This window comes from Cryobacterium sp. HLT2-28, assembly GCF_004402495.1.
Taxonomy (GTDB): Bacteria; Actinomycetota; Actinomycetes; order Actinomycetales; family Microbacteriaceae; genus Cryobacterium; species Cryobacterium mannosilyticum.
This window is the reverse complement of sequence record NZ_SOFH01000018.1, coordinates 1-25,192: the sequence shown is the minus strand read 5'-3', so window position 1 is coordinate 25,192 and position 25,192 is coordinate 1. Positions and strand designations below refer to the sequence as shown.

The 25,192-nt window shown below is 70.4% G+C and carries 22 protein-coding genes; 12 read left to right on the top strand and 10 right to left on the bottom strand.

The features are described 5' to 3' along the window. Nucleotides 1-6 precede the first annotated feature (6 nt). From prpB to E3O48_RS07675, 3 genes are read right to left on the bottom strand one after another with little or no spacing between them, the layout of a single operon-like run. The gene (gene prpB / locus E3O48_RS07685; RefSeq protein ID WP_134537964.1) at nucleotides 7-918 is read right to left on the bottom strand and encodes a methylisocitrate lyase; all 912 of its coding nucleotides are present in this window, start codon (nucleotides 916-918) and stop codon (nucleotides 7-9) included. Continuing rightward, entirely contained in the window at nucleotides 918-2,453 is a 1,536-nt protein-coding gene (locus tag E3O48_RS07680; RefSeq protein ID WP_134537963.1) for an MmgE/PrpD family protein, read from the bottom strand. Before E3O48_RS07680 ends, prpB begins: the two co-directional genes overlap by 1 nt. Before the next feature lie 15 nt (nucleotides 2,454-2,468). Next, on the bottom strand, nucleotides 2,469-3,167 hold the full coding sequence (locus E3O48_RS07675) for a GntR family transcriptional regulator (protein WP_241982451.1): 699 nt from the start codon (nucleotides 3,165-3,167) through the stop codon (nucleotides 2,469-2,471). A gap of 88 nt (nucleotides 3,168-3,255) precedes the next feature. On the opposite strand from E3O48_RS07675, the gene E3O48_RS07670 reads away from it, so the two are divergent. Continuing rightward, nucleotides 3,256-5,202: an AMP-binding protein gene (locus tag E3O48_RS07670; RefSeq protein ID WP_174774771.1), complete on the top strand. Its 1,947-nt coding sequence runs from the start codon at nucleotides 3,256-3,258 to the stop codon at nucleotides 5,200-5,202. 206 nt (nucleotides 5,203-5,408) lie between these two features. Further along, on the top strand, nucleotides 5,409-6,464 hold the full coding sequence (locus E3O48_RS07665; RefSeq protein WP_134537960.1) for a 2,3-butanediol dehydrogenase: 1,056 nt from the start codon (nucleotides 5,409-5,411) through the stop codon (nucleotides 6,462-6,464). Nucleotides 6,465-6,512: 48 nt separating this feature from the next. On the opposite strand, the gene E3O48_RS07660 is transcribed toward E3O48_RS07665, so the two are convergent. After that, nucleotides 6,513-7,292 (bottom strand): SDR family NAD(P)-dependent oxidoreductase, encoded by a 780-nt coding sequence (locus E3O48_RS07660; protein WP_134537959.1) that lies wholly within the window; start codon nucleotides 7,290-7,292, stop codon nucleotides 6,513-6,515. 29 nt (nucleotides 7,293-7,321) lie between these two features. On the opposite strand from E3O48_RS07660, the gene E3O48_RS07655 reads away from it, so the two are divergent. The 8 genes from E3O48_RS07655 to E3O48_RS07620 all read left to right on the top strand — a co-directional run bounded on the left by E3O48_RS07655 (nucleotide 7,322) and on the right by E3O48_RS07620 (nucleotide 16,904). Continuing rightward, nucleotides 7,322-8,437: an acyltransferase family protein gene (locus E3O48_RS07655; RefSeq protein ID WP_241982450.1), complete on the top strand. Its 1,116-nt coding sequence runs from the start codon at nucleotides 7,322-7,324 to the stop codon at nucleotides 8,435-8,437. A gap of 140 nt (nucleotides 8,438-8,577) precedes the next feature. Then, nucleotides 8,578-9,909, top strand: a complete 1,332-nt coding sequence (locus E3O48_RS07650) for a bifunctional o-acetylhomoserine/o-acetylserine sulfhydrylase (protein ID WP_134537957.1) — start codon at nucleotides 8,578-8,580, stop codon at nucleotides 9,907-9,909. A gap of 194 nt (nucleotides 9,910-10,103) precedes the next feature. Further along, nucleotides 10,104-11,306, top strand: a complete 1,203-nt coding sequence (locus tag E3O48_RS07645; RefSeq protein ID WP_134537956.1) for a homoserine O-acetyltransferase — start codon at nucleotides 10,104-10,106, stop codon at nucleotides 11,304-11,306. Between the two features lie 95 nt (nucleotides 11,307-11,401). Next, nucleotides 11,402-12,919, top strand: coding sequence for a DUF4389 domain-containing protein (locus tag E3O48_RS07640; RefSeq protein WP_134537955.1), 1,518 nt, complete (start codon nucleotides 11,402-11,404; stop codon nucleotides 12,917-12,919). Then, nucleotides 12,919-13,599: a hypothetical protein gene (locus E3O48_RS07635; protein WP_134537954.1), complete on the top strand. Its 681-nt coding sequence runs from the start codon at nucleotides 12,919-12,921 to the stop codon at nucleotides 13,597-13,599. The genes E3O48_RS07640 and E3O48_RS07635 overlap by 1 nt, the downstream gene beginning before the upstream one ends. A 99-nt stretch (nucleotides 13,600-13,698) precedes the next feature. Then, a complete protein-coding gene (locus E3O48_RS07630) occupies nucleotides 13,699-14,868 on the top strand; it encodes a sensor histidine kinase (RefSeq protein WP_134537953.1) in 1,170 nt (389 codons plus the stop codon). Further along, nucleotides 14,865-16,157 carry a hypothetical protein gene (locus E3O48_RS07625; RefSeq protein ID WP_134537952.1) on the top strand — a complete coding sequence of 431 codons (1,293 nt, stop codon included), beginning with the start codon at nucleotides 14,865-14,867 and terminating at the stop codon, nucleotides 16,155-16,157. Before E3O48_RS07630 ends, E3O48_RS07625 begins: the two co-directional genes overlap by 4 nt. A 69-nt stretch (nucleotides 16,158-16,226) precedes the next feature. Beyond that, a complete protein-coding gene (locus E3O48_RS07620; RefSeq protein ID WP_231383351.1) occupies nucleotides 16,227-16,904 on the top strand; it encodes a response regulator transcription factor in 678 nt (225 codons plus the stop codon). 139 nt (nucleotides 16,905-17,043) lie between these two features. On the opposite strand, the gene E3O48_RS07615 is transcribed toward E3O48_RS07620, so the two are convergent. Genes E3O48_RS07615 through E3O48_RS07605 form a run of 3 tightly spaced genes read right to left on the bottom strand, consistent with a single transcriptional unit; the run spans nucleotide 17,044 to nucleotide 19,614 of the window. Next, nucleotides 17,044-17,379, bottom strand: a complete 336-nt coding sequence (locus E3O48_RS07615; RefSeq protein WP_134509874.1) for a thiamine-binding protein — start codon at nucleotides 17,377-17,379, stop codon at nucleotides 17,044-17,046. A 27-nt stretch (nucleotides 17,380-17,406) separates the two neighbouring features. After that, on the bottom strand, nucleotides 17,407-18,684 hold the full coding sequence (locus E3O48_RS07610) for a glycosyltransferase 87 family protein (RefSeq protein ID WP_241982449.1): 1,278 nt from the start codon (nucleotides 18,682-18,684) through the stop codon (nucleotides 17,407-17,409). 51 nt (nucleotides 18,685-18,735) lie between these two features. Next, a complete protein-coding gene (locus tag E3O48_RS07605) occupies nucleotides 18,736-19,614 on the bottom strand; it encodes an ADP/ATP-dependent (S)-NAD(P)H-hydrate dehydratase (protein ID WP_134537951.1) in 879 nt (292 codons plus the stop codon). A gap of 73 nt (nucleotides 19,615-19,687) precedes the next feature. Between E3O48_RS07605 and E3O48_RS07600 the strand changes: the two genes are divergently transcribed. Then, nucleotides 19,688-20,779 carry an NADH:flavin oxidoreductase/NADH oxidase gene (locus tag E3O48_RS07600; RefSeq protein ID WP_134537950.1) on the top strand — a complete coding sequence of 364 codons (1,092 nt, stop codon included), beginning with the start codon at nucleotides 19,688-19,690 and terminating at the stop codon, nucleotides 20,777-20,779. A 5-nt stretch (nucleotides 20,780-20,784) separates the two neighbouring features. Here the strand turns inward: E3O48_RS07600 and E3O48_RS07595 are convergent, their stop codons facing one another. From E3O48_RS07595 to E3O48_RS07585, 3 genes are all read right to left on the bottom strand, one after another. Next, nucleotides 20,785-21,855: a hemolysin family protein gene (locus E3O48_RS07595; protein WP_134537949.1), complete on the bottom strand. Its 1,071-nt coding sequence runs from the start codon at nucleotides 21,853-21,855 to the stop codon at nucleotides 20,785-20,787. Then, a complete protein-coding gene (locus E3O48_RS07590; protein WP_134538175.1) occupies nucleotides 21,848-23,203 on the bottom strand; it encodes a hemolysin family protein in 1,356 nt (451 codons plus the stop codon). Before E3O48_RS07590 ends, E3O48_RS07595 begins: the two co-directional genes overlap by 8 nt. 148 nt (nucleotides 23,204-23,351) lie before the next feature. Continuing rightward, a complete protein-coding gene (locus tag E3O48_RS07585) occupies nucleotides 23,352-24,791 on the bottom strand; it encodes a GuaB1 family IMP dehydrogenase-related protein (protein ID WP_134537948.1) in 1,440 nt (479 codons plus the stop codon). Nucleotides 24,792-24,922: 131 nt separating this feature from the next. Between E3O48_RS07585 and E3O48_RS07580 the strand changes: the two genes are divergently transcribed. Beyond that, nucleotides 24,923-25,192: hypothetical protein (locus E3O48_RS07580; RefSeq protein WP_134537947.1), on the top strand; the 270-nt coding region annotated here is incomplete at its 3' end.

The following is a 25,192-nucleotide window of genomic DNA, read 5'->3' as shown; positions in this document are numbered from 1 at the left end:
GCGTTTCTACGAGGGAAGGTTCGGGTTGAGGGTGAAGTTGAACACCCCGGAGTCGAAGTGGTTGTAGGCCGGGTAGTCGAGCAGTTCGTAGAGTTCCGCCCGGTGCTGCATCTGCGGCAGCAGCGAGGTCAGCGACCCCTCCGCCTCGATGGTATCGAGACCGCGCTCCGCCGCGCCCATGGCCAGGCGCAGGAGCGAGACGGGGAAGATGACCATGTTCATCCCCACGTCGGCAAGCTGCTTCACGGTGAACAGTTCGCCTTTGCCGAACTCGGTCATGTTCGCCAGGATCGGCACGTCGACCGCGGCTCGGATCGCGGAGAACTCGGCCAGCGACGCCATCGCCTCGGGGAAGATCGCGTCCGCGCCGGCGTCGACGAGCTTCTTCGCCCGGTCGACGGCGGCGGCCAGGCCGTCGACGGCACGGATGTCGGTGCGCGCCATGACCAGGAAGTTCGGGTCCCGACGCGCGTCGACCGCCGCGCGGATGCGCTTGGCGGCCGTTGCGTCGTCGACGACCTGCTTGCCGTCGAGGTGCCCGCACCGCTTCGGGTTCACCTGGTCCTCGATGTGCATCCCGGCCAGTCCCGCGTCTTCGAGGGTCTGGATGGTGCGCGCCACGTTCATCGGCTCGCCGAAGCCGGTGTCGGCGTCGACGATGGTGGGAAGGTCGGTCATCCGGCTGATCTGCTGGCTGCGCCCGGCGACCTCGGTGAGGGTGGTCAGGCCGATGTCGGGCAGGCCGAGGTCGGCCGACAGCACCGCCCCGGAGATGTACACGCCCTCGAACCCCTTGGCCGCGATCAGCCGGGCCGAGAGCGGGTTGAACGCGCCGGGGAAACGGAGCAGCCGGTCGGAGGCGAGCGCCGCCCGGAAGTCGGCGCGCTTCTGGGTGGGGGTGACGGCGGAGTAGAGCATCAGAAGATTCCGTTCGGGGTGGGGAGGGAGGTGAGCAGGCCGTTGGCGGCCACGATGGTGAGCTCGCCGAGTTCGTCGGCGGTCAGGCTCGGCAGCCGTTCGGCGGCGCTGAGGAAGCGCACGATCTCGCCTTCCTCCAGCACGCCGGCGGCGAGCACACGGAACTTGTCGACGTACTCGGCGCGGCCGAAGGGCCGGGCGCCGAGCGGGTGCGCGTCGGCGACCGCGAGCTCGTCGACGATGCGGCTGCCGTCGGTGAGCCGGATCTCGACCCGGCCGCCGAAGGCCTTCTCGGCCGGGTCGAGGGAGTGGTACCGGCGGGTCCATTCCGCGTCTTCGGTGGTGGTGACCCGGTTCCAGAGGGCGACGGTGTCGGCGCGGCCGGCGCGCTCGGGCCGGTAGGAATCCCCGTGGTGCCAGCTGCCGTCCTGGAGGGCCACCGTGAAGATGTACGGGATCGAGTGGTCCAGGGTCTCCCGGCTGGCGGTCGGGTCGTATTTCTGGGGGTCGTTCGCCCCGGAGCCGATCACGTTGTGGGTGTGGTGGCTGGTGTGGATGACGATGGATTCCACATTGGCCGGGTCGGCCAGTTCGGGGTGCTCGCGGTGGAGCTTGCGGGCCAGGTCGATCAGGGCCTGGGCCTGGTATTCGGCCGAGTGCTCCTTGGTATAGCTGTCCAGGATCGCCCGCTTCGCCTCGCCCGCACCGGGCAGGGACACCTCATACGCGGCATCCGGCCCGTCGAGCAGCCAGGCGATCACGCCGTCCTCGCCCTCGTAGATCGGCGTCGGGCTGGTTTCGCCCCGCATCGCGCGGTCGACGGCTTCGACCGCCATCTTGCCGGCGAAGGCCGGCGCGTAGGCCTTCCAGCTGGAGATCTCCCCCTTGCGGGACTGCCTGGTGGCGGTCGTCGTGTGCAGGGCCTGGCCGACCGCCTGGAAGATCGTCGCCGGGTCGAGGCCGAGCAGCGTGCCGATTCCGGCCGCGGCCGACGGGCCGAGGTGGGCGACGTGGTCGATCTTGTGGGCGTGCAGGCTGATCGCCTTGACCAGGTCGATCTGCACCTCGTAGCCGGTCGCGATCCCGCGCACGAGGTCGCGCCCGGTCAGTCCGCGGGCGGTGGCGAGGTGCTGGGCCACGGCGACGACCGGCGGGATGTTGTCACCGGGGTGCGAGTACTCGGCGGCGAGGAACGTGTCGTGGTAGTCCAGTTCGCGCACGGCCACGCCGTTCGCCCAGGCCGCCCACTCCGGGGACACCCGGCGCGAGCGCTGTTCGCCGAACACGGTCGACCCCACCCCGTTGAACGACCGCGGATGGGCCAGCGCCTGCGAGCGGGCGGCGACCACGGGCCGCCGGGTCAGGGAGGCTGCGGCGACGGCGGCGTTATCGATGACCCGGTTGATGATCATCTCGGTCACCTCCTCGGAGACCGGCACCGGGTCGGCGGCGCATTCGGCGATCTTCCAGGCGAGCTGATCGGTGCGGGCCAGGTTCTCGTCGCTGCGGTGAACACGAACGTGGTGCTGCTGCACGGTGGTTCCTTTCGGTTAGGCGACCGGGCCGGTCGGCTGCCCCTGGATCGCCGCGAGGACGTTCGCGAGGCTCTGCTGGAGGTGGACGTGGGTGGCGTGGGCCGCCAGCGAGGTGTCGCCGGCGATGATCGCGTCGATGATGAGCAGGTGCTCGGCCGCCGCGGCGCGAAGCCGGGCCGGGTTTCCCCTGGCCAGGCGGCGGATGCGGGCCAGGTGGGTGCGCACGGTGGCGAGCGCGCCGACCAGGAACGGGTTGTCGACGGCCTCGTCGACGGCATCGTCGAACTCGTCGATCAGGTCGTAGTAGCGGTGCAGGCCGGTCTCGCCCTGGGCCAGCAGTTCGGGGGCGGCGAGGAACTGGTCCCGCAGCGCCAGGAAGACGGCAGGGTCGCGGCGGTCGGCGGCGATCCGGGCGGCGTGCTCCTCGAGGGCCCGGCGCACCTCGTACAGTTCGCGGATGCTGTCCATCGACATCTCGGTGACCATGAAGCCCCGACCGGGCCGGCCGGCGACGAGGCCGTCGGCGATCAGCCGGGCGATGGCGGCGCGCAACGGCGTGCGGGACACTCCGATCCGGGCCGATTGCTCGATCTCGAGCAGCCCGGTGCCCGCGGGCAGGATCCCGTCCAGGATCTCCCCCCGCAGCTGCCGGTAGGCGCGCTCGCTGGCGCGTACTGGTGCGGTGGTCCCCGACGTTGGGGTTTCTGTATACACAAACCACATGTTATTCCCTTTGAGGGGGTTCTATGCAAGACTTCGAGCATTCTATGTATACATAGGAGCTTCAATGGGGAGGTTCACAATGACACGCGACTCAACCGTCGGTTATCACGAGACGTGGCAGCGGAGCATCGACGCCGACACCCGCGCCGAATTCTGGCTCGAGGCCGCGCAGGCCGTCGACTGGATCACGCCGCCGCGGATCGCCCTCGAGGAGCGCTCCCCCGGAACCTGGCGCTGGTTCCCGGACGGCGAGCTGAACACGAGCTATAACGCCCTCGACCGCCATGTCCTCGCCGGGCGGGGCGCCCAGACCGCCGTGATCTACGACTCCGCGATGTCGGGCACCCGGATCCGGATCAGCTACCTCGACCTCCTCGGCCGGGTGTCCCGCTTCGCCGGCGTACTCAGGGAGAACGGCGTCGGCCGGGGCGACCGGGTGATCGTCTACCTGCCGATGATCCCGGAGGCCATCGTCGCGATGCTGGCCTGCGCGCGGATCGGCGCCGTGCACTCCGTCGTCTTCGGCGGCTTCGCCGCGAGCGAGCTGGCCGTGCGCATCGACGACGCCCGGCCGACCGTGATTGTGACGGCATCCGGGGGCCTGGAGCCCGGCCGCGCGGTCGAATACCTGCCCCTGGTGCAGCGGGCCCTGGCCCAGAGCGCCGGTTCGGTGCGCACGGTGATCGTGCGCGACCGGGAGATGATCCCCGGCAGTGCGGCCGACTACGCCGGCGCCGACGGCGTCGCCTGGCTGGACTGGGCGACCGAGGAGGCCAAGGCCACGCCGGCCGACCCGGTGGCCCTCCGCTCCGAGGACCCGCTGTACATCCTCTACACGTCCGGGACGACGGGCAACCCGAAGGGCATCGTGCGCGACAACGGCGGCCACGCCGTCGCGCTGGCCTGGTCGATGCGCAACATCTACGCGGCCGGGGCCGGCGACGTGTTCTGGGCCGCCTCCGACGTGGGCTGGGTGGTCGGCCACTCGTATATCGTCTACGCCCCGCTGCTGGTCGGGGCGACCACCGTGATCTACGAGGGCAAGCCGATCGGGACCCCGGATGCCGGCGCGTTCTGGCGCGTGGTCGAGGACTACAGGGTGAAGGTCCTGTTCACCGCGCCCACCGCGATCCGCGCCATCCGCCGGGTCGACCCGGAGCTGCGCGAACTCGAGAAGTACGACGTGTCCAGCCTGCACGGCCTGTTCCTGGCCGGTGAGCGCCTCGACCCGGAGACGTACCACTGGGCGAACGACGGCCTGCACTGTCCCGTCGTCGACCACTGGTGGCAGACCGAGACCGGCTGGGCGATCTGCGCGAACCCGCGCGGCATCGCCGAGCTGGAGACGAAGCCGGGTTCGGCCACCTTCCCGGTGCCCGGTTACGACGTCGTCATCCTCGATTCGAAGGGCAGACCGGTCAGCCGGGTCGGCAAGGACGGCAACATCGCCATCCGGCTGCCGCTGCCGCCGGGCAACCTGCTCGGCATCTGGGGCAGCGAGGAACGATTCGCCAGCGCCTACCTCTCCGCCTTCCCCGGTTTCTACGCCACCGGGGACTCCGGCCACTTCGACGACGACGGCTACCTCTACGTGATGGGCCGAACCGATGATGTGATCAACGTGGCCGGCCACCGGCTCTCCACCGGCTCGCTCGAGGAGGTGCTCACCCTGCATCCGGCGGTCGCCGAATGCGCGGTGCTCGGTGTGCACGACCCGCTCAAGGGCCAGCGCGCCGCCGGTTTCGTCACGCTGAAGGCCGGCGCGACGATCGACCACGACACCCTCGCCACGGAGCTCGTCGCCCTCGTGCGCGAGCATGTCGGCCCGGTAGCCGCGTTCCGGGACGTGACCATTCTCGACCGGCTGCCGAAGACCCGCTCGGGCAAGATCCTGCGCAAGACCATCCGGCAGATCGTCGACGGCGAGCCGTACACGGTGCCGCCCACCATCGAGGACCCGGCCACCCTCGACGCCCTCAAGCTGGCCGTGCACGGCGCGGCCGGCGCCCCCCAGGCCACCCCGTAGCATCCGTCGCCAGCCTCATTGGAGCAAAGGAGCCCCCTGCAGGAAACAACGAAAGACGCCCTCCCGGATGGTTCGTCGCCCCGCCCCACCCGCACCGCTGCTCCCCTCGACTGACCCCCAGTCGGGGGGAGTACTGTCGTCCTCGGGTTAGAGGGCCAGGTCATTCGCCTGCGCCGAGCCCACGATGAACACTGGAGAAGATCCCCATGAAAGCTGCGCGCTTCTACGGCCGGGAAGACGTCCGAATCGAGAACATCGAGGAACCGTCGACCCGCAGCGGGACGGTGAAGATCGCCGTCGCCTGGTGCGGCATCTGCGGCACCGACCTGCACGAGTACCTCGAAGGCCCGATCTTCATCTCCGCCCCGGGCCACCCGCATCCGCTCTCGCACGAATCCCTCCCGGTCACCATGGGCCACGAGTTCTCCGGCACCATCGAAGAGGTCGGCGAGGGTGTCACGGGACTCGCCGTCGGCGACAACGTCGTCGTGGAGCCGTACTTCGTCTGCGACGAATGTCCCCCCTGCACGGCCGGCAACTACCACCTGTGCGAGAAGATGGGCTTCATCGGCCTCGCCGGCGGCGGCGGCGGCCTGAGCGAGAAGGTCGTCGTCGACCAGCGCTGGGTGCACCCGATCGGCGACATCCCACTGGACGAGGCCGCCCTGATCGAGCCTCTCTCGGTCGCCCACCACGCCGTGATCCGCAGCGGCGCGAAGGCCGGAGACGTCGCCATCGTCGGCGGCGCCGGGCCGATCGGCCTGCTGACGGCCGCCATCCTCAAGGGCATCGGCGTGACCACGATCATCTCCGAGCTCAGTGCCGCCCGCAAGGCGAAGGCGCTCTCGAGCGGCGTCGCCGACTACGTGATCGACCCGACCGTCGAGGACCTCAAGGCTCGCGTGCTGGAGATCACCAGCGGCATCGGCACCGATGTGGCGTTCGAGTGTGCGGGCGTCAACGCCGTTCTCGACGCCATGCTCGACGCCCTGCGCCCGGCCGGAGTGCTCGTCAACGTCTCGATCTGGGGCCACCCCGCCACCGTGGACATGCAGAAGATCGTCCTGAAGGAGATCGACCTGCGCGGCACCATCGCCTACGTGCGCGACCACGAGGAGACCGTTGCCCTGGTGCAGTCGGGCACGATCGACCTGAAGCCGTTCATCACGGGCCGGATCGCCCTGGACGACCTGATTTCGCAGGGCTTCGACACCCTCGTCAACCACAACGACACCGCGGTGAAGATCATCGTCCACCCGTAGTCGCACACCGGTAGACGCGCACCGGCGGCCGGCCCCCTTCCGGAGGACTCAGCCCTTCGGCAGGAGCGGCCCCCGAGCGACCCGGGTCGGCGCAGCCTGGGCGACCGGCTTGATCGTGATCAGGTCCAGGTTCACGTGGGCCGGGCGTTCGACGCTCGACACGATCGTCTCCGCGATGTCCTCCGCGACGAGCGGATTCGGAACCCCGGCATACGCCGCAGCCGCCTTCTCGACGTCGCCGCCGAACCGCACGAGGCCGAATTCGTCGGTCTTGACCATCCCGGGGGCAACCTCGATCACCCTGATCGGTTCGCCGTTGAGTTCGAGTCGCAGCACCTCCATCAGCGCGTGCGCGGCGAATTTCGCCGCGTTGTAGCCGCCCCCGCCGAGGTAGGCGACGTGCCCGGCGATCGAGGTGACCGTGACGATGTCGGCCGAACCGGCATCCGCGCGGATCGCGTCCCGGAGCAGCGGCAACAGCGCGCTCGTGACCCGTTTGACCGCGAGCACGTTGATCTCGAACATCCAGGCCCAGTCGTCGATCGACGAGTTCTCGACGCTGTCCAGCCCGAGCGCGCCGCCCGCGTTGTTGACGAGCGCGTGCACCGGCCCGGATGCCGCGAGGAAGTCGCGCAGGGCGTCGACGTCCGCCTGGCTCGTCAGGTCGGCCGTGAACACCGCCGCCCCGGTCTCCGCGGCGAGCACGGCGAGGCGGTCGGCCCGGCGGGCGACACCGACGACATCCCAGCCTCGTTCACGGAACAGGCGCACCGTGGCGGCCCCGATTCCCGAGCTGGCACCGGTCACGACAACTCTTCTTGTACCCATTGCTCCATTCTGCTGGGAGAATGGCTCTGATGAGTGCACGAGTCGCCGGCAGGCCCCATGTCAAGAAGCGGCGGGTTCCCCTCTGGGACAACGCCCGCTGGATCGCCATCACCCTCATGGTGATGGGGCACGCGATCCTCAAACTCATCCACGGGTCGGACGTCGCCTACGAGGCGTACCTGTTCATCTACGCCTTCCACGTGCCGCTCTTCGTCGCCGTCAGCGGGTACTTCGCCCGCTCGGGTCCCCCGGGCACGCGGCAGCTGCACCGGCTGATCACCGACGTGGTCTTCCCGTACGTGGTGTTCGAGACGATCTGGACTCTCGTGCGGTGGCTGCTGGGCGGCGAGTTCAACCTTGACTACTCCAGCGCCTCGTGGACGCTGTGGTTCCTGATCGCCCTGCTGGTCTGGCGCCTCATGCTGCCGTTCATGGTGCTGCTGCGCTATCCGCTGCTGGTCGGCATCCTGATCTCGATCGGGGCCGGCTACATCACCTCGATCGACGGCACCTTCGCCCTCTCCCGCACCCTGGGCCTGCTGCCCTTCTTCGTCTTCGGCTGGAAGCTGCGCCAGTGGAAGCTCACCGCCCGCTGGCTCGAGCTCGGCGTCGGCGAGGTGTGGCGCTGGCGGGTCGCCGCCCTGACCTTGTTCTCGGCGTTGCTGGGCGTGATCGCCCTGAACATCGACGCCCTCCGCACCCTGCAGATCCGCCAGTTCCTGCTCTACAGCGAGGCCTACCCGACGTTCGGCTACGACCAGCTCTGGGCCGGCGGCATCCGCCTGGGCCTGATGCTCCTCGCCTTCGCCCTGATCATGGCGTTCCTCCTGCTCGTGCCGCGCAGCACCACCTGGTTCACCGCGCTGGGGTCGGCGACGATGTACATCTACCTGCTGCACAGCTTCCTGCTCTTCCCGCTGCGTGAATCGGGGGTGCTCGGCGGCGCGCAGCCGGCCTGGGTGCTGCCGGCGCTGCTGCTGCTCAGCGTGGGGATCAGCGTGCTGCTGTCCCTCCCGATCGTGAAGCGGCTCTTCCGGCCGATCATCGAGCCGCGGGCACGCTGGCTGTTCCGCAAGCACGAGTCGACGCACACCGGGACGATCGTGCTGCCGCCGATGGATCCGCCGCCCGCCGAACAGCCCTGATCCGGCCGGTTCGATGGGGGCACCCCGCGTGTGACGCCGTGTTTCACGGGTCGTTGCCACCCCTCCGGGCGGATGCCTAAACTCGCACCCAGAGCGATGGACGGTCCACGCTCGTCGAGGATTATCAGGGAGACCACCTCATGAGCGACAACGCACAGGCCTGGAAGTTCGAAACCAAGCAGGTTCACTCCGGCGCCCGGCCCGACCCCACCACGAACGCCCGCAACACCCCGATCTACCAGACCACGTCCTATGTGTTCAACAACGCGCAGCACGCGCAGAACCTGTTCGCGCTGGCCGAATTCGGCAACATCTACACCCGCATCATGAACCCGACCCAGGCCGTCGTCGAGGAGCGCGTCGCCGCCCTCGAACGCGGAACCGCGGCGCTGCTGCTCGCGTCCGGCCAGGCCGCGTCGACCTTCGCCGTGCTGAACATCGCCGAGGCCGGCGACCACATCGTCTCGTCCAGCTCGATCTACGGCGGCACCTACAACCTCTTCAAGTACACGCTCGCCAAGCTCGGCATCGAGACCACGTTCGTCGAGAACCAGGACGACGCGGCCGAGTGGGCCCGCGCCGTGCGCCCGAACACCAAGCTCTTCTTCGCGGAGACCATCGGCAACCCGAAGATCAACGTGCTCGACATCTCCCTCGTCGCCGGCGTCGCCCATGAGGCAGGCGTTCCGCTGATCGTCGACAACACGATCGCCACCCCCTACCTGATCCGTCCGTTCGAGCACGGCGCCGACATCGTCATCCACTCGGCCACCAAGTTCCTCGGCGGCCACGGCGCGGTCATCGGCGGCGTCATCGTCGACGGCGGCAGCTTCGAATGGTCCAAGAACGTCGCGAAGTTCCCCGGCCTGACCGAACCCGACCCGTCCTACCACGGGGTCAGCTACACCGGCGCCGTCGGCGACCCCATCGCGTACATCATCAAGGCCCGGGTGCAGCTGCTCCGCGACCTGGGTGCCGCGATCGCCCCGGCGAGCGCCTGGCAGCTCATCCAGGGCATCGAAACCCTGAGCCTGCGGATCGAACGTCACGTGCAGAACGCCCAGGAGATCGCCGAGTGGCTCGAGAACCACCCGGACATCGCCTCGGTCAACTACGCCGGCCTGCCGACGAGCCCCTGGTACGCCGCCGCCAACAAGTACGCCCCGCAGGGCGTCGGCGCGGTGCTCTCGTTCGAGCTCAAGGGCGGGGTGGATGCCGGCCGCGCCCTGGTCGACAACCTCGAGCTGTTCAGCCACCTGGCCAACATCGGCGACGTGCGCTCGCTCGTGATCCACCCGGCCTCGACCACCCACGCACAGCTCACGCCCGAGCAGCAGCTCACGGCCGGAGTCACACCCGGCCTCGTGCGCCTCTCCGTCGGCATCGAGAACATCGTCGACCTCAAGGCCGACCTCGAGCTCGGCCTGGCCGCGGCGCGCGCGGTCGTGGTGGCATCCCGCGCCAACGCCTAGCCTCTGGGTGTCGAATTCGACGGAGATTTTCCGTGATCCGAGGCTGAAACACGGTTTTCCGGGTCAATTCGGCAAAATCTCCGTCGAATTCGACGAGGCTCGGGCCAAGAAAGGTGCGGGACATCGGATGCTGCGCGCGAGTTCGCGCGTAACAATCAGACGGAGGTCCTCGAGGTTCGCCAGAATGGGGGCGTATGGAATGGCAATTCTCGGCAGACACGGTCCCGTCCAGCTTCGTCACTGAAGCCCAGGCGCGCTCGGTCCTCGGCAAGCCCCCGGCGACCGGCGCCTGGCGCGACGGTGACCCCGTCGGCTCCCGCCGCTTCCTCGACGTCGGCCCGCTCCGTTTCGAGGCCGGCGGCAGCCTGGGCGCCGTGCGCCTCGCCTTCGAGACCTGGGGCGAGCTCTCCCCCTCCGGCCACAACGCCGTGCTCGTGCTGCACGCGCTCACCGGCGACAGCCATCTGGTCGGCGCCGCCGGCGACGGCCACGTCACGGCAGGCTGGTGGGGCGGCATCGTCGGCCCGGGGCTCGCCATCGACACCGACCGCTGGTTCGTGGTGGCGCCGAACATGCTGGGCGGCTGCCAGGGCAGCACCGGCCCCGCGTCCCTGGCGCCCGACGGCAGCGAATGGGGCACCCGTTTCCCGTACCTCACCATCCGCGACCAGGTGGCCGCGCAGCGTGCCTTCAGCGACCGCCTCGGCATCGACCGCTGGGCCGCCGTCATCGGCGGTTCGATGGGCGGGATGCACGCCCTCGAGTGGGCGATCGGGGCCCCCGAGCGCGTGGCGCGCCTCGCCATCCTCGCCGCGCCGCCGGTGACGACGGCCGACCAGATCGCCTTGAACTCGGTGCAGATCGAGGCGATCCGCTCCGACCCCCTGTTCCGGTCGGGGGACTACTACGACGCCGACGACGGCGACGGACCCACCCGCGGCCTGGCCCTCGCCCGCCGGATGGCACTGCTCAACTACCGCAGCCCCGCCGAGCTCAACCTCAGGTTCGACCGCGGCTGGCAGAGTGAGATCAGCCCGCTGGGGGCCGGCGGCCGGTTCGCGGTCGAGTCCTACCTCGACTTCCACGGCAACAAGTTCACCCGCCGGTTCGACGCCAACAGCTACGTCACTCTCGTGCAGGCCATGGACTCGCACGACGTCGGCCGCGGTCGCGGCGGTGTCCCCGCAGCCCTCAGCCGGGTGACGGCCCGCACCGTGGTGGTCGGCATCGACAGCGACCGGCTGTTCCCCGTGGAGGGCCAGCGGCGGATCGCCGAGCACCTTCGGCACAACATCGACGGCGCCGACCCTGTCGTGCTCGAGTCGGGGTACGGCCACGACGGGTTCCTGATCGAGACCGCGGCGATCGGCGCCCAGCTGGGCCGGCTCCTCGACTGACCCCTCGGCCGCCGTGACGGCGGCCGAGGGGTTGACAGCCGCGGCGTTCAGGGAAAGGTTGAAAATCGGGTGATTCCCCCGAGAGGATGGCCGCCATGAAACCCGCCTACGTCGTCATGCTGGTGCTCGGAACGGTGTTCTCGCTGATCGGATTGGGCATGCTGACCGGGGGCGTTGCTGCCACGGTGGCGAGTTCACAGCAGGCGGACAACGGTTTCTTCAGCGCGCCGGCCGCCTCATTCTCCGCCGACTCCTACGCGCTCACCTCGCCGAGACTGGACGTCGCCGGCACGTCCGGGATCCCGGCCGGTGTCGCCAGCATCCGCCTGGAGGCCACGAGCACCGGCGGCGACGTGTTCATCGGCATCGCACCGCAGGCCGAGGTGGACCGCTACCTCACGGCGGTGCACCACACCGAACTCGTGGACGTGAGCTTCTCCCCGTTCCGCACGGAGTACCGCGATGTCCCCGGCACGGCACGGCCCGCCCTCCCCGGCGACCAGGGCTGGTGGACGGTGTCGGCCTCCGGGCCGGGAACGCAACAGGTGGTCTGGGACGTGCGGCCCGGCACCTGGGCCGTCGTCGTGATGAACACGGATGCGAGCCCCCGCGTGGCCGTGCAGCTGCGCGCCGGCGCCCGGTTGGGCCTGCTCGGGCCGCTCGCGATCGGGCTGGTGATCGCCGGCATCCTGCTGCTGCTGCTCGGGATCTCGCTGGTCGTGCTCGGGGCCATCGGGCTCGGCCGGGGTGCCCCGGTGCCGCCCGGTGCTGCGCCGGCCGGCACCCCATTGGCCACCCCGCCGCCCGCACCGCCGGCGTTCGCGTCTGGGCCCGCGCCGCCCGGCCCGATGCCGCCGGCCGTCCACCCGGTCGACGAATGGCGCACCTACCCGGCCCGGCTGACCGGGGAACCCGATCCGGTGCTGTCGCGGTGGCTGTGGCTGGTGAAGTGGTTCCTGGTCATTCCGCACGTGATCGTGCTGTTCTTCCTCTGGTGCGCCTTCTTCGTCACCACCGTCGTGGCCGGCTTCGCGATCCTGTTCACCGGACGGTACCCCGCGTCGCTGTTCACCTTCAACGTCGGGGTCCTGCGCTGGAGCTGGCGGGTGGCGTTCTACTCCTACTCGGCCCTCGGAACCGACCGGTACCCCCCGTTCACGCTCGCCGCGACGGACTACCCGGCCGATCTCCAGGTCGACTATCCCGTGCGGCTGTCCAACGGACTGGTCCTCGTCAAGTGGTGGCTGCTGGCGTTGCCGCACCTCCTGATCGTGGCGGTCATCACCGGCAGCGCCTGGTCCTGGCGCACCCAACCGGCGGACTGGCCTGCGGGCGCCGGAACCGCTGCCGTCACCGGGCCGTCCCTGATCGGGCTGCTCGTGCTGCTCTCCGGGCTGATCCTGCTCTTCACCGGTCGGCTGCGACGCACCCTGTTCGACCTGATCCTCGGCCTGGACCGCTGGGTCTTCCGGGTCATGGTGTACACGGCGCTCATGCGGGACGACTACCCGCCCTTCCGACTCGAGCAGGGCCCCGACGACCCGCCGCTCCCCGCGGCCCGCCGACTCGAGCAGGGCCCCGACGACCCGCCGCTCCCCGCGGCCCGGCCCTGATGAACGGCCATCGGCACCCGGCCCTCACCCGCCCACCGTTGTTCCGTCGTTGGCTGCTCTGGGTCGGCCTGGGCGAGAGCGTTGGATTCCTGGCCCCGACGCTGGCCGAGTTCGTCACGAGCGACCTGCCCGCGGCCAATGTCCCGGCCCTGGTCGCCGCCGGCGCCGTCGAGGGCGCCGTGCTCGGCTGGGCGCAGGCGCACGTGCTCCGCGACGCGATCCCGGCCCTGTCCCGCGCCGCCTGGGTCGGCGGAACGGCCGTCGCCGCCGCGTTCGCCTGGTTCATCGGTCTGTTGCCGAGCACGTGGGCCGCCGTCTGGTCGGCCTGGCCGACCGGGCTGGTCGTCGGCGCCGCGGCCGTCGCCGGGACGCTCCTGTTGGCGTCGATCGGCTTCGCGCAGTGGCTCGAACTGCGCCGCCACCTCGCGCGCAGCGGCTGGTGGATCCTCGGCAGCGCCGCGGCCTGGTGCGTGGGCCTCGGCGTCTTCTTCGCGGTCGCGACGCCGTTGTGGCAGCCGGGCCAGCCCCTGCCGCTGATCGTGGCGATCGGCGTGCTCGCCGGGATCCTGATGGCGGCGAGCATGGCCGCGGTGTCCGGGCTCGTGCTGGTGTGGCTGCTCGGTTCCCAGCCCGCGGACCGCACCAGGACCGACCCGGAGCAGGTCGAGTCGGCCCGATGACCCACAATCGCAGGAACCAGTGTCTCCCGGATCGCGAGAAAACGGGTTCGAGCCGGATATGGTGCTTCATAGGGCATTACGAGGAGTAATCCAGGCGACATGCAACGAATCTTCAAAGAGCGCGACCGCCTCCTGCGGAGAGCCGCCCGGCTGACCGGCCTGGCCGGTTCGGTGGCGGTGCTGGTCGTGATGCTCGTCCCGGGCGGCCTCAGCCTGGACCTGCTCGGCCGCTGCCTGCCGGTGCTCCTCCTCATGGTCGCCGGCCAGTACCTGCTCGGCCGGTCCGGCCGGATACGCTGGGTCATCCTGATCGTGCTCTCCGGAATCGGAGTCATCCTCCTGATCGGCTTCTCCGGCCAGGGGCCGCCCGGCTTGAACCTGGTCGAGGAGACCGTCATCGGCACCGTCGCGGCGACCGCGACGAGCGCCGTCGCGCTCGTGCTGGTCGTCAGCACCCGCCGGCTGATCCTGCTGTTCGCGTCGTTCGCGGCCATCCTGGCCAGCGTCCTCGCCACCACGATCACCTCCGCCGGGGCGATCGTGCCGCTGGCCATCACGATCTGCGGCTGGTTCGCGATTGCCCTCGCGGGCTGGTGGGTTGCCCAAAGCGTGCCCCGGGTGATGCAGCGCATCGCAGCGATCGGCCGGGCCCACCTGGCCGAACGGCACGCCAGCGAACTGGAGGCCCAGCGCCGCCAGGACGCCAGGCTCCTGCACGACACCGTGCTGGCCACCCTCACCCTGCTCGCCCACTCCGGTGTCGGCGTCAGCCCCGCCGCGCTCCGCCAGCAGGCCGGGGACGATGCCCGGCTGTTGCGGCAGTTGCGCCTGGGCGGCCTGCCGACGCCGCGTCGCTCCGGCGTGTACACCCTCGAGCCGGCCACGGAGTCGACCCTGGGCAGCACCCTGGAATCGGTGAAGCAGCGCTTCGGCCGAATGGGACTGGAGGTGGACTGGCACGGCAGCGGGCAGGTGCTGCTGCCCAGCGATGTCCTCGACTCGTTCCTGCTCGCGCTGGGCGAGTGCCTGGAGAACGTGCGCCGCCATGCCGGGGTCGACCGGGCCGACGTCACGATCTCGGATGACGACACCACCGTGCGCGCCATGGTCACCGACGCCGGGGTCGGCTTCGATCTGCTCGGAGTGAGCGCCGAACGACTCGGCTTCGCCGAATCCGTCGTGGCCCGGCTGCGAGATGTCGGCGGCAACGCCAGGCTGTTCTCCTCCCCCGGTTCCGGCACGACCGTGGTGTTGGAGGTGCCGAAGTGATCGGTCCCGACCTCGTCGACGTCCCGCTGGGCGACCTCCGGGCCGCCGGGGCGAGCCGGAAGGACCTCCGCCTCAAGGAGGTCCAGGAACGCCAGGATCGCCGGCGCACCTTCCGCCGGCCGGAGCGCACCGTTAAGACGACCCGCGCGAACCAGAGCGGCCTGGGTGGCCGCCACCTGGGCATCGGGCTGTCCTTCAGCGGCGGGTTCATCGCACTGTTCCTGTTCTGGCGCTTCATGATCCAATGGTTCGACTACCCGAACCCCCTGCCGAGCCTGGCGGCCTGGACACTGCTGATGGCGACGACGGCGCTCGCGCTGGTCACCGTGCAACAACTGTCGGCGCGGATGCCCGACTGGCTGTTCGCCGCGGCCCTGGCCAGCGGCAGCGTCGTGGTCGTGCTCGATCTGGCCGGTTCTCGAGGACCGGGCGGGTCCGAGGTGTACCCGACGGCAGCCGCGGCGGTCGGTTCGCTGCTGATCGCCCTCGTCACGGTGCGTCGCGGCCGCGACGTCGTCACCTCGGCCGTCGTGCTGGCCGGTGTCCTGTTCGTCGGCGCCGTCACCGAGTCCCGCCCCGACCCGTTCACCCTCGCACCGGAACTGCTGGCGATAGTCCTGGCCATCATGCCTCCGCTGCTCGGAGTCGCGATCGTGCGCTCATTCCGCCGGATGGCCCAGCGTGAACTCGACCTGGTGCTCGTGCAGAGCACGGTCTCCCAACCGCAATTCGCGGTGGGCATGCTCGCCTCCGAGGAACTCGCGCGGATCGACCTCGACGCGGAAACCCTGCTCGACGACGTCGCCCAGGGCCGGACCACTCTTCCGCTCGGCGCCGACAAGTCGACGACGGCCTCCACCCTCGCCACCCAGCTGCGCCTGCACCTGATCCAGGGCCGGCGTGAGACCTGGCTCCACCATGCGATCACCGAGTCGGAGTTCCTCGGCCCCTCCGTGAACCTGCACGATCCCGCGGGCCTGGCCGGGCTGCTCGACCCGGCCCAGCGCGACGCGTTGCTCCGCACGATTTGGCTCCTGATCAGCGACACGACTCGCGCCGAGGCCGCAGTGTCGCTCTCACTGGGCCCGATCAGGCCCACCCACGGCGTGCGAGCCCGCCAGAAGTTACGATTTCCAATCGAATTGACCACCACGGGTGTTCCCCGGCGGCGTGTGGACCCCGAGACGTGGCAAGCTATCCGAGTAGTCGGTCCTCACATCGATTCGACCCGGGACGGAAGTCTCCGGGTGGAGATCGAGTGCAGTATCGACAATCCCGCGGATGCTTGAGGTCTGCGACGGAGAGCCGTCGGGCTTTTTGGTCGGGTGCAAAGGCAGTAGGAGGCAGCAATGACGAACATGACAATGACGAATATCGCAGTGCCGAGCAGGGAGCATCCCATTCGGTTGGCCCTGGTCGACGATCATCGGATGCTCCTCGGTGCCCTGACCGAGTGGATCAGGGGGGCTGCGGACGACATCAACATGGTCGCCGCCGTCACGACCTGGCCGGAGCTGCTGACCCACCCCGAGTTCCCCGTCGACGTCGTGCTCCTCGACCTCGACCTCAAGGACAACATCCCCGTCTCCCTGAAGATCTCCACCCTCAAGACCGCCGGCGTCAAGACGGTGCTGATGAGCACCTATTCCGAGCCCGGCCTCGTGCGCGAGGCGCTGGCGGCCGGCGCGCTCGGCTACCTCGTCAAGAGCGAGGAAGCGAACATGATCGTCGAGGCGATCCGCGCGGCCTACGACGGTGAGTCCTACATCTCGGCCGAGCTGGACGAGGCGCTGAGCGCCGGCACCAGCGGCGGCTCCCCTCGGCTGAGCGCCCAGGAGCGCCGGGTGATGGCCCTGTACGGCGCGGGCGAGCCGGTCAAGGCCGTGGCCCACCAGCTCGGTATCTCCGAGGAGACCGCGAAGTCCTACCTCAAGCGGATCCGCGAGAAGTACCGCCTCGCGGGGTTCGACGTCGGCACGAAGGTGGCCCTGCGCAAGCGCGCCATCCACGACGGCATCCTCCTGCAGACCGACTAGACCTGCCTGCGGTCACTGGCCCTGCCTGCGGTCACTGGCCGGCCGGGCCGATCACGGCGTCCGGCCATCCGGCCATCCGGCCATCCGACGACGGTGATCGCCTCGGTGCCGGAGGGCACGTGCAGCCCGCCGAACCAGGCTACCGGCCGGTCGCGCCGTCGGGCGGCGCGGCGGCCGCTTCCAGTGCCGCCTCGAGCCGCTCGACCTTGCTCGTCAGCTCGCCGGTCCGGCCCGGCCGGATGTCCGCCTTCAGCACCAGGGACACCCGCGGCCCCCAGGCGCCGACGGCCTCGGTCGCCGCCTTGACCACGGCGAACACCTCGTCCCAGTCGCCCTCGATGGTCGTGAACATCGAGTCGGTGTGGTTGGGCAGGCCGGAGTCGCGCACGACCCGCACCGCTGCGGCGACGGCGTTGTGCACCGAGCCGTCCGGGTCGTGGCCGCCGGATGGTGCGACCGAGAATGCGACGAGCATGGGATCTCCTTGTGATTGTGGAGCGGGTCAGTGCGGGGCGGCCGAGCGCCGCACCTGCCTCAGCGCCCAGCCGAGCAGCACGACCTCGAGCAGGTTGCGCGCCGTCAGCACCAGCACCATGACCGGATCGGCGACGAGCAGCCCCCCGTACAGATAAGGGTAGACGAGCTGGGTGAGCCCGGCGATGCCCAGGACGAGCACGGCCGGCAGCCGCCACGCGCGTCCCCGCACGAGCAGCCCGAGGATGACCGGCGCGGCGAGCCAGCAGACGAACTGCGGCGACCCGACCTTGTTCGCCAGGATCAGGGTCAGCACCAGCGCCAGCACCAACGAAGGGTACAGCCGGTCCCAGGCCGCTCCTCGGCGAGCGGCCTGCCAGCCGAGTAGGAGCACGCCGGCCACCGCGATCACGAGCAGGGGGTTCATCAGGGCGATCGCGACGTCGGTGCCCGGGCCGATGACCTGGTAGGTCAGGATCTGCCGGTCGTAGTAGACGAAGGTTCCCGGCAGGCGCAGGGCCGCCTGCCACATCCAGATCCCGCCGACCGGGGATTCGATCTGGATTCCCCGGTTGGTCTGCTCGGTCACGAAGCTGAACACGTTCGAGCCGCTGCCGAGGCTCAGCGCGGCGCCGACGATGACCGCGCTGGTGCCGGCCATCGCCAGGGCCACCTGCCGACGCCGTCTCGACACCACCACGAGCGCCGCGATCAGGGCAATCGGCCAGATCTTCACCCAGGTGGAAACGGTGAGCAGAACCGTGGCCGCGAGCGGGCGCGCGCGCACCCAGAGCACAGCGACGATCACCAGCGAGGCGGTGACGGCGTCGATCCGGGCCAGGGCGATCGGGCCGAGCAGCACCAGGAACGCCAGCCACCAGCCGGCGGCCCGGAGCGCGCGCCGGTCCCGGCCGCGCCCGAGCAGGAACGCGAACGCGACCCCGTCGAGCAGGGTCACGACGCCCAGCCAGGTTGCCACGTAGAGCGCCGGACCGAATGCGAGGGAGGCGAAGATCGGCACGACCGCGAGGATCGGATAGACGAAGCCGGTGTCGATGCCGACGACCGAGGTGCCGGCCGCGGCGTCGGTGGCCCAACCGAAGTAGACCTTCTGCACGTCACCGAGCGGCCAGCCCGGAGCGAGAACGCAGAGCAGCGCCAGCGCGAGGTGCACGAGGACGAAACCGGCCCAGAGCATCGCCCGCGGCGCGGCCCCGAGCCGGGCGGCGAGCGTCACCCCTCGCCGTTCCGCCGTCGGCGCAGGCATCGGCTCGGGCATCGGCTCGCGGGCGGCGGGATCAGGCACGGTCAACTTTCCCACAACGGAGTACCCCGACGGGTGATGTTCGCTCCCCGGTCAGGCGGGCGCGGCCGCGCGCCGGCCGCCGGAGGTCGGCGCCAGGAGGGCCGCGATCGTGGCGGGGACGGCCTCGGCCACGTCGAGGGCGGTGATCGGACCACCCTCCGACGCTCGACCGGCGGCGAGCGCGTGCACCAGGGCCGCGGTCGCGGCGAGGGCGACGAGGGCGTCGGCATCCGTGTCGATGGCGGCGGAGTGCGTGGCCAGCAGTGCGCCGAGGATGCCGGCCAGCACGTCCCCTGAACCGGCCGTCGCCAGCCAGGCCGGCGCCCCGGTGACGCGGAGGCGGGCACCGGCCGGCGAGGCGACGAAGGTGACGGCGCCCTTGAGCAGCACCGTGACGCCGAGGTCGGTCGCGGCACGGCCGGCCCACTCCCCCGGTGCGGCGGCGATCTCCGCCGCGGTCACCGGCTTTCCGCGCCGGCTGAGCAGCCCCGCCAGTTCCCGGAAGTGCGGGGTGACCACGGTGGGGCCGGTGGTGTGCGCGACCAGGTCGAGCACGCCGGCGTCGCACACCGTCGGCAGCCCGGCCGCGAGGGCCTCGACCAGGGCGGTGGCGGTCGTGTCGTCGCGGGCGGCGGCATCCATGCCGGAACCGAGCAGCCACGCCTGCACCCGGCCGGGAACGGTGACGACCTCCGGCCGGCGCTGGAGCACGAGGTTCGTCGCCCGGCGCGGCCCCAGGTAGCGCACCATGCCCACGCCGGTGCGCGCGGCAGCCTCGACCCCGAGCACCGCGGCGCCCGGGTACTGCTTCGACCCGGTGCGCACGCCGAGGACGCCGCGGCTGTACTTGTCGTCGACCGGCTGGGGAACATCGATCCAGGCCCGCGCGTGCCGCTCGTCCCATTCCAGCCAGTCCAGCGGTTCGCCCATGCACTCACGATAGGTTGTTTCGGACAGATCCGGGCCGTCAGATCGGGCGGCCGCACCGATACTGGGGGACCCCGTGGCCACTGCCGCACTGTTCGAACCGCTCACTCTGCGCGGCGTCACGTTTCGCAATCGGGTCTGGGCGGCCCCGATGTGCCAGTACTCGATCCTCGCGAAGGACGGGGTTCCCCGGGACTGGCACCTCATGCACCTGGGCCAGCTGGCGGCGGGCGGCGCGGGCCTCGTCGTCGCCGAGGCGAGCGCGGTCAGCCCCGACGGCCGGATCACCGACGCGGACACCGGGATCTGGAACGACGCCCAGGCCGCGGCGTGGGCGCGGATCGTGGACTTCATCCATTCGCAGGGCGCCGCGGCCGGCATCCAGCTCGCGCACGCGGGACGCAAGGCCTCGACCTGGCCGGCCTGGGGACATGACGAGCACGGCACCGTGCCCGCGGATGCCGGCGGCTGGCCGACCGTGTCGGCGTCGGCGGTCCCGTTCCCCGGCTATGACCCTCCCGTCGCGCTCGACGCCGCCGGCATCCGGGACATCGTCGACGACTTCGCTGCGGCCGCCGCTCGCGCGATCGGCGCGGGCTTCGACCTGGTCGAAATCCATGCGGCCCACGGCTACCTTCTGCACCAGTTCCTCTCCCCGCTGAGCAACCGGCGCACCGACGAGTACGGCGGCTCGCTGGAGAACCGCGCCCGGTTGCTGCTCGCCGTGGTGAGGGCCGTCCGCGACGCGATCGGCCCCGGTCATCCCTTGTTCGTGCGCTTCTCCGCCACCGACTACGCGCCGGGCGGCTGGAATGAGGACGACACCGCCACGGTCGCCGGCTGGGCGGCCGCGGCCGGGGCGGACCTCTTCGACATCTCCTCCGGCGGCAACGTCACCGGGGTGAGCATCCCGCTCGGGCCCGGCTACCAGGTTCCGCTGGCCCAGCACGTGAAGACCGAGGCGGATGTCCCGGTCAGCGCGGTCGGACTGATCACCACCCCGGCGCAGGCCGAGCAGATCGTCGCGTCCGGCCAGGCCGACGCGATCATGCTGGGCCGGGAGCTGCTGCGAGATCCGCACTTCCCGCTTCGCGCCGCGCACGAGCTCGGGGTCAGCCTGGACTACTGGCCGCCGCAGTACCTGCGAGCCCGGTGGCCGGAGGACTGATTCAGTCAGAGCCGCCGGGTCGCGTCCTGCACTTCGCCGACGAGCTCCTCGATGATGTCCTCGAGGAACAGGACGCCCGCGGTCGCGCCGACCGCGGTGAACGACCGGGCCAGGTGCGCGCCGGAGCGGCGCATCGTGGCCAGGGCGTCCTCGAGGTCGGTGTCCTCGAAGATCGAGACGAGCCGGCGGATGCGCTTGGCCGGGATCGGCTCGGCGTAGCTGCCCGCCGCGTGACCGCCCGCACCGGCGCGGTCGTCGCCGTCCAGGTCCAGGACATCCTTCAGGTGGACGTAGCCGGTCGGTTCGCCCCCATCGGTGACGAGCACATAGCGGGAGAACCCGTGCTTGGTCACCGCCTTCTCGACGTCGGCCGGGGTGGCCGATTCGGGCAGGCTGATCAGGTCGGCGAGGTTCACCGCGACATCCTTCACCTTGCGGGTGGTGAACTCGAAGGTGGCGCTGAGCGCGCCGGTGCCGTCGCGCAGCACGCCCTCCCTGGTCGACTGGGACACGATCGTGGCGACCTCGTCCAGCGTGTAGGTGCTGTTCGCCTCGTCCTTGGGCTGAACCCGGAACAGCCGCAGGACCAGGTTGGCCGTGGCGTTGAGCACCACGATCACGGGCCTGACCGTTCGGCCGAAGAAGACCAGCGGCGGGGCGAGGATGAGCACGGCCCGGTCGGGGATGGAGAACGACAGGTTCTTCGGCACCATCTCACCGAACACGACGTGCAGGTACGAGACGAGGAGCAGGGTGATCACGAAGGCGATCGCGGTGATCGCCTCGCCGGGCAGGCCGGTCAGTCCGAGCGGGTACTCGAGCAGGTGGTGGATCGCCGGCTCCGACACGTTCAGGATGAGCAGCGAACAGACGGTGATACCCAGCTGGGTGGTCGCCAGCATCAGGGTGGCGTGCTCCATCGCCCAGAGCGCGGTCCGGGCGCTCCCCTTCCCGGCCTCGGCCAGAGGCTCGATCTGCGACCGGCGGGCCGAGATGACCGCGAACTCGGCCGCGACGAAGAATGCGTTGGCCGCGAGCAGCACGACCAGCCAGACGATCCCGGCCCAGTCACTCATTCGGGCTCCCTTCGCCACTGCCCGTTTCGCCGCTGCCGGGTTCGACGCTGCCCGGTTCGCCGCTGCCCGGTTCGACGGCCGGCGTGAACCGCAACCGGTCGATCCGCCGGCCGTCGAGGCGTTCCACCGTGAACAAGCCCTCATCGATGCTCACGGTGTCGCCGACAACGGGGAGGCGTCCGAGTTCGCTCATCACGAACCCGGCGACGGTCTCGTACGGTCCGTCGTCCGGCACGGAGATGCCCGTGCGTTCGAGGAGCTCGTCGGGCCGGAGCATGCCGGGGAAGGTGAGGGAGTCCGTCGAGAGCACGACGCCCGCGCGGGCGCGGTCGTGTTCGTCGGCCACCTCGCCGACGAGCTCCTCGACGAGGTCTTCGAGGGTCGCCACGCCGGCCGTCCCGCCGTACTCATCGACGACGACGGCCATCTGGTAGCCGCGGCCGCGCAGTTCGACCAGCAGCCCGTCGAGCTTCATGGTCTCCGGCACGCGCACGGCCTCCGATTGCAGGGCCGACACGGGGACATCCGCGCGGCGTTGCCGGGGCACGGCCACGGCCTGCTTGACGTGCACGATCCCGACGATGTCGTCGACGCCCTCGTCGACGACGGGGAAGCGGGAGTAGCCGGTCTGCCGGGCAAGGTCGATGACGGCCTGGGCGGAGTCGGTGCGCTGGATGCTCGCCACCCGCGGCCGCGGCGTCATCACGTCGGAGGCGGTGTGGCCGGAGAAGAGCAGGGTGCGGTGCAGCAGGGTCGCGGTGTCCTTCTCGAGCAGGCCGGCGCTGGCCGAGCGGCGTACCAGCGACGACAGCTCCTCGGCCGTTCGCGCCCCGGAGAGTTCCTCCTTGGGCTCGATCCCGATCGAGCGGAGCACCCCGTTGGCGCTGCCGTTGAGCACCAGCACGGCCGGCTTGAACACGGTCGTGAACAGGGTCTGGAACGGGATGACGAGCTTCGCCGTCTGGATCGGCAGGGCAAGGGCGAAGTTCTTGGGCACAAGTTCACCGATGATCATCGACGCCAGCGTGGCGATGACCACGGCGAGCGTCGTCGCCACGACGGGCACGACACCCGCCGGAAGCCCCAGCCCCGTCAGCGGGCCGGTGAGCAGGGAGCTGAGCGCCGGCTCCATCGCGTACCCGGTGAGGAGGGTGGTCAGGGTGATCCCGAGCTGCGCGCTGGAGAGGTGCGTCGAGGTGATCCGGAGCGCGGCGATGGTCAGGGCGAGGCGGGTCTCACCGCGGTCGCGGCGTGCCTCGAGGTCGGAGCGGTCGAGGTTGACCAGGGCGAACTCGCTGGCCACGAACAGGCCGGTGCCGACGGTCAGGGTCAACCCGACGCCGAGCATCAGCCACTCAAACACGCGGTTCACCGCCCCTGTTCACGGACGAGTGTCCGGTGGGGCGGCGGGAATGGTGGCCGGGCGATTTCGCAGAAGGGGGGTCGTCCATTATTCCCTCAACTATACCGGCACGCCCGGTTTCACCGGCGCCCGGCTACCAGGAGACGGGCAGCGCCTTGCCCTCCTCGTAGCCGGCGGCGGATTGGATCCCGACCAGCGAGCGGGTGTGGAACTCCGCCACGCTCGTCGCGCCGGCGTAGGTGAACGAGCTGCGCACCCCGGAGGTGATCATGTCCAGCAGGTCCTCGAGCGAGGGGCGCAGCGGGTCCAGGTAGATCTTCGAGCTCGAGATGCCCTCGGCGAAGAGTGTCTTGCGGGCCAGCTCGTACGGGTCGAGCCGATCGAAGCGCTCCTGGACGGCCTTAGTGGAGGCCATCCCCCAGCTCTCCTTGTAGAGGGCGCCCGCGGCATCCGTTGCCAGCGTGCCCGGCGCCTCGATCGTGCCGGCGAACCAGGAGCCGATCATGACGGATGCCGCGCCCGCGGCGAGCGCGAGGGCCACGTCCCTCGGGTAGCGCACCCCGCCATCGGCCCAGACGTGCGCGCCGAGCTCCCGCGCGGCGGCGGCGGTCTCCAGCACCGCGGAGAACTGCGGACGCCCGACCGCCGTCATCATCCGGGTCGTGCACATGGCGCCGGGACCCACGCCGACCTTCACGATGGTGGCGCCGGCTCCGACGAGGTCGCCGACGGCGTCTGCGGTGACGACGTTGCCGGCCACGATCGGGATGCCGAGGTCGAGGTCTGCGACGGTCTTCAGGGCGCGCAGCATGCCGTCCTGGTGCCCGTGGGCGGTGTCCAGGACGAGCACGTCGACCCCGGCGGCCGCGAGGGCGCGCGCCTTGGCGGCCACATCGCCGTTGATCCCGATCGCGGCGGCCACGCTGAGCCGCCCCTGCGCGTCGAGGGCCGGCTGGTACAGGGTGGAGCGCAGGGCGCTCTTGCGGCTGAGCGTGCCCACGATATTGCCGTGGTGCAGGACCGGCGCGAAGTCGAGCTCGGCCGCGGTCATCAGGTCGAAGGCGCGGCGCGGACCCTCGATGTCGTCGGCGTCGAGGGAGGTGAGCGGGCCGTGCAGCAGGTCCCCGAGCCGGGCGTCGGACAGCGTCGTGGCCAGGCGGGCGGCGTCGATGCAGCCCAGGTAGGTGCCGTGCTCGTCGTTGATCACAAGCCCCTGGCCGGCCACCGGCGGAACCTGCCGCAGGGCCAGTGCCACGGTGTCCGCCGGGCCGAACACGAACGGGGTGTCGAATCTGGTCGACTGGTCCTTCACCCAGCGGATCGCGGCATCCAGCTCCTGCAGGTGCATGTCCTGCGGCAGCACGCCGAGGCCGCCGCGCCGGGCGAGCGCCGCGGCCAGGCGCGGACCGGTCACGGAGTTCATGTTCGCCGAGACCACGGGGATGGTGGCGCCGGTTCCGTCACCGGGCGCGAGCGAGACGTCGAGACGGCTCCGGATGCCTGATTGGCTGGGCACCAGGAAGACATCCGAGTAGGTGAGATCGTGGCTGGGTACCGCTCCATAGAACTGCATGGAAATAACGCTAGCCCCCCGCGCGGATACCCGCAGCCATGCCCGAGGGGATTAGGCTGGACGGGCAGACCGAACCGGCGATTTTTCATCGTCTGGACATTCAGAATCAACGCAGAGAGTGGGAACCGGCTGTGTCAAGCCAGTTGACCGGTAGTGGATCCGATGAGACCACGTCGGGTGAATTCGGAGCGAACGAGTGGCTCGTCGACGAGCTGTACGAACGGTACCTCGTCGACAAGAACCAGGTAGACGAGTCCTGGTGGCCCGTCCTCGAGAGCTACCACCAGACGGCGAGCGGCCAGGCGGCCGCCGGGGCGACGGATGCCGCGGCGCCGGCCACCGAGGCCGCCCCCGCTGACGCGGCAGCAGCCGCTGCAGCCCCCGCCGCCGCAGCCCCGCCC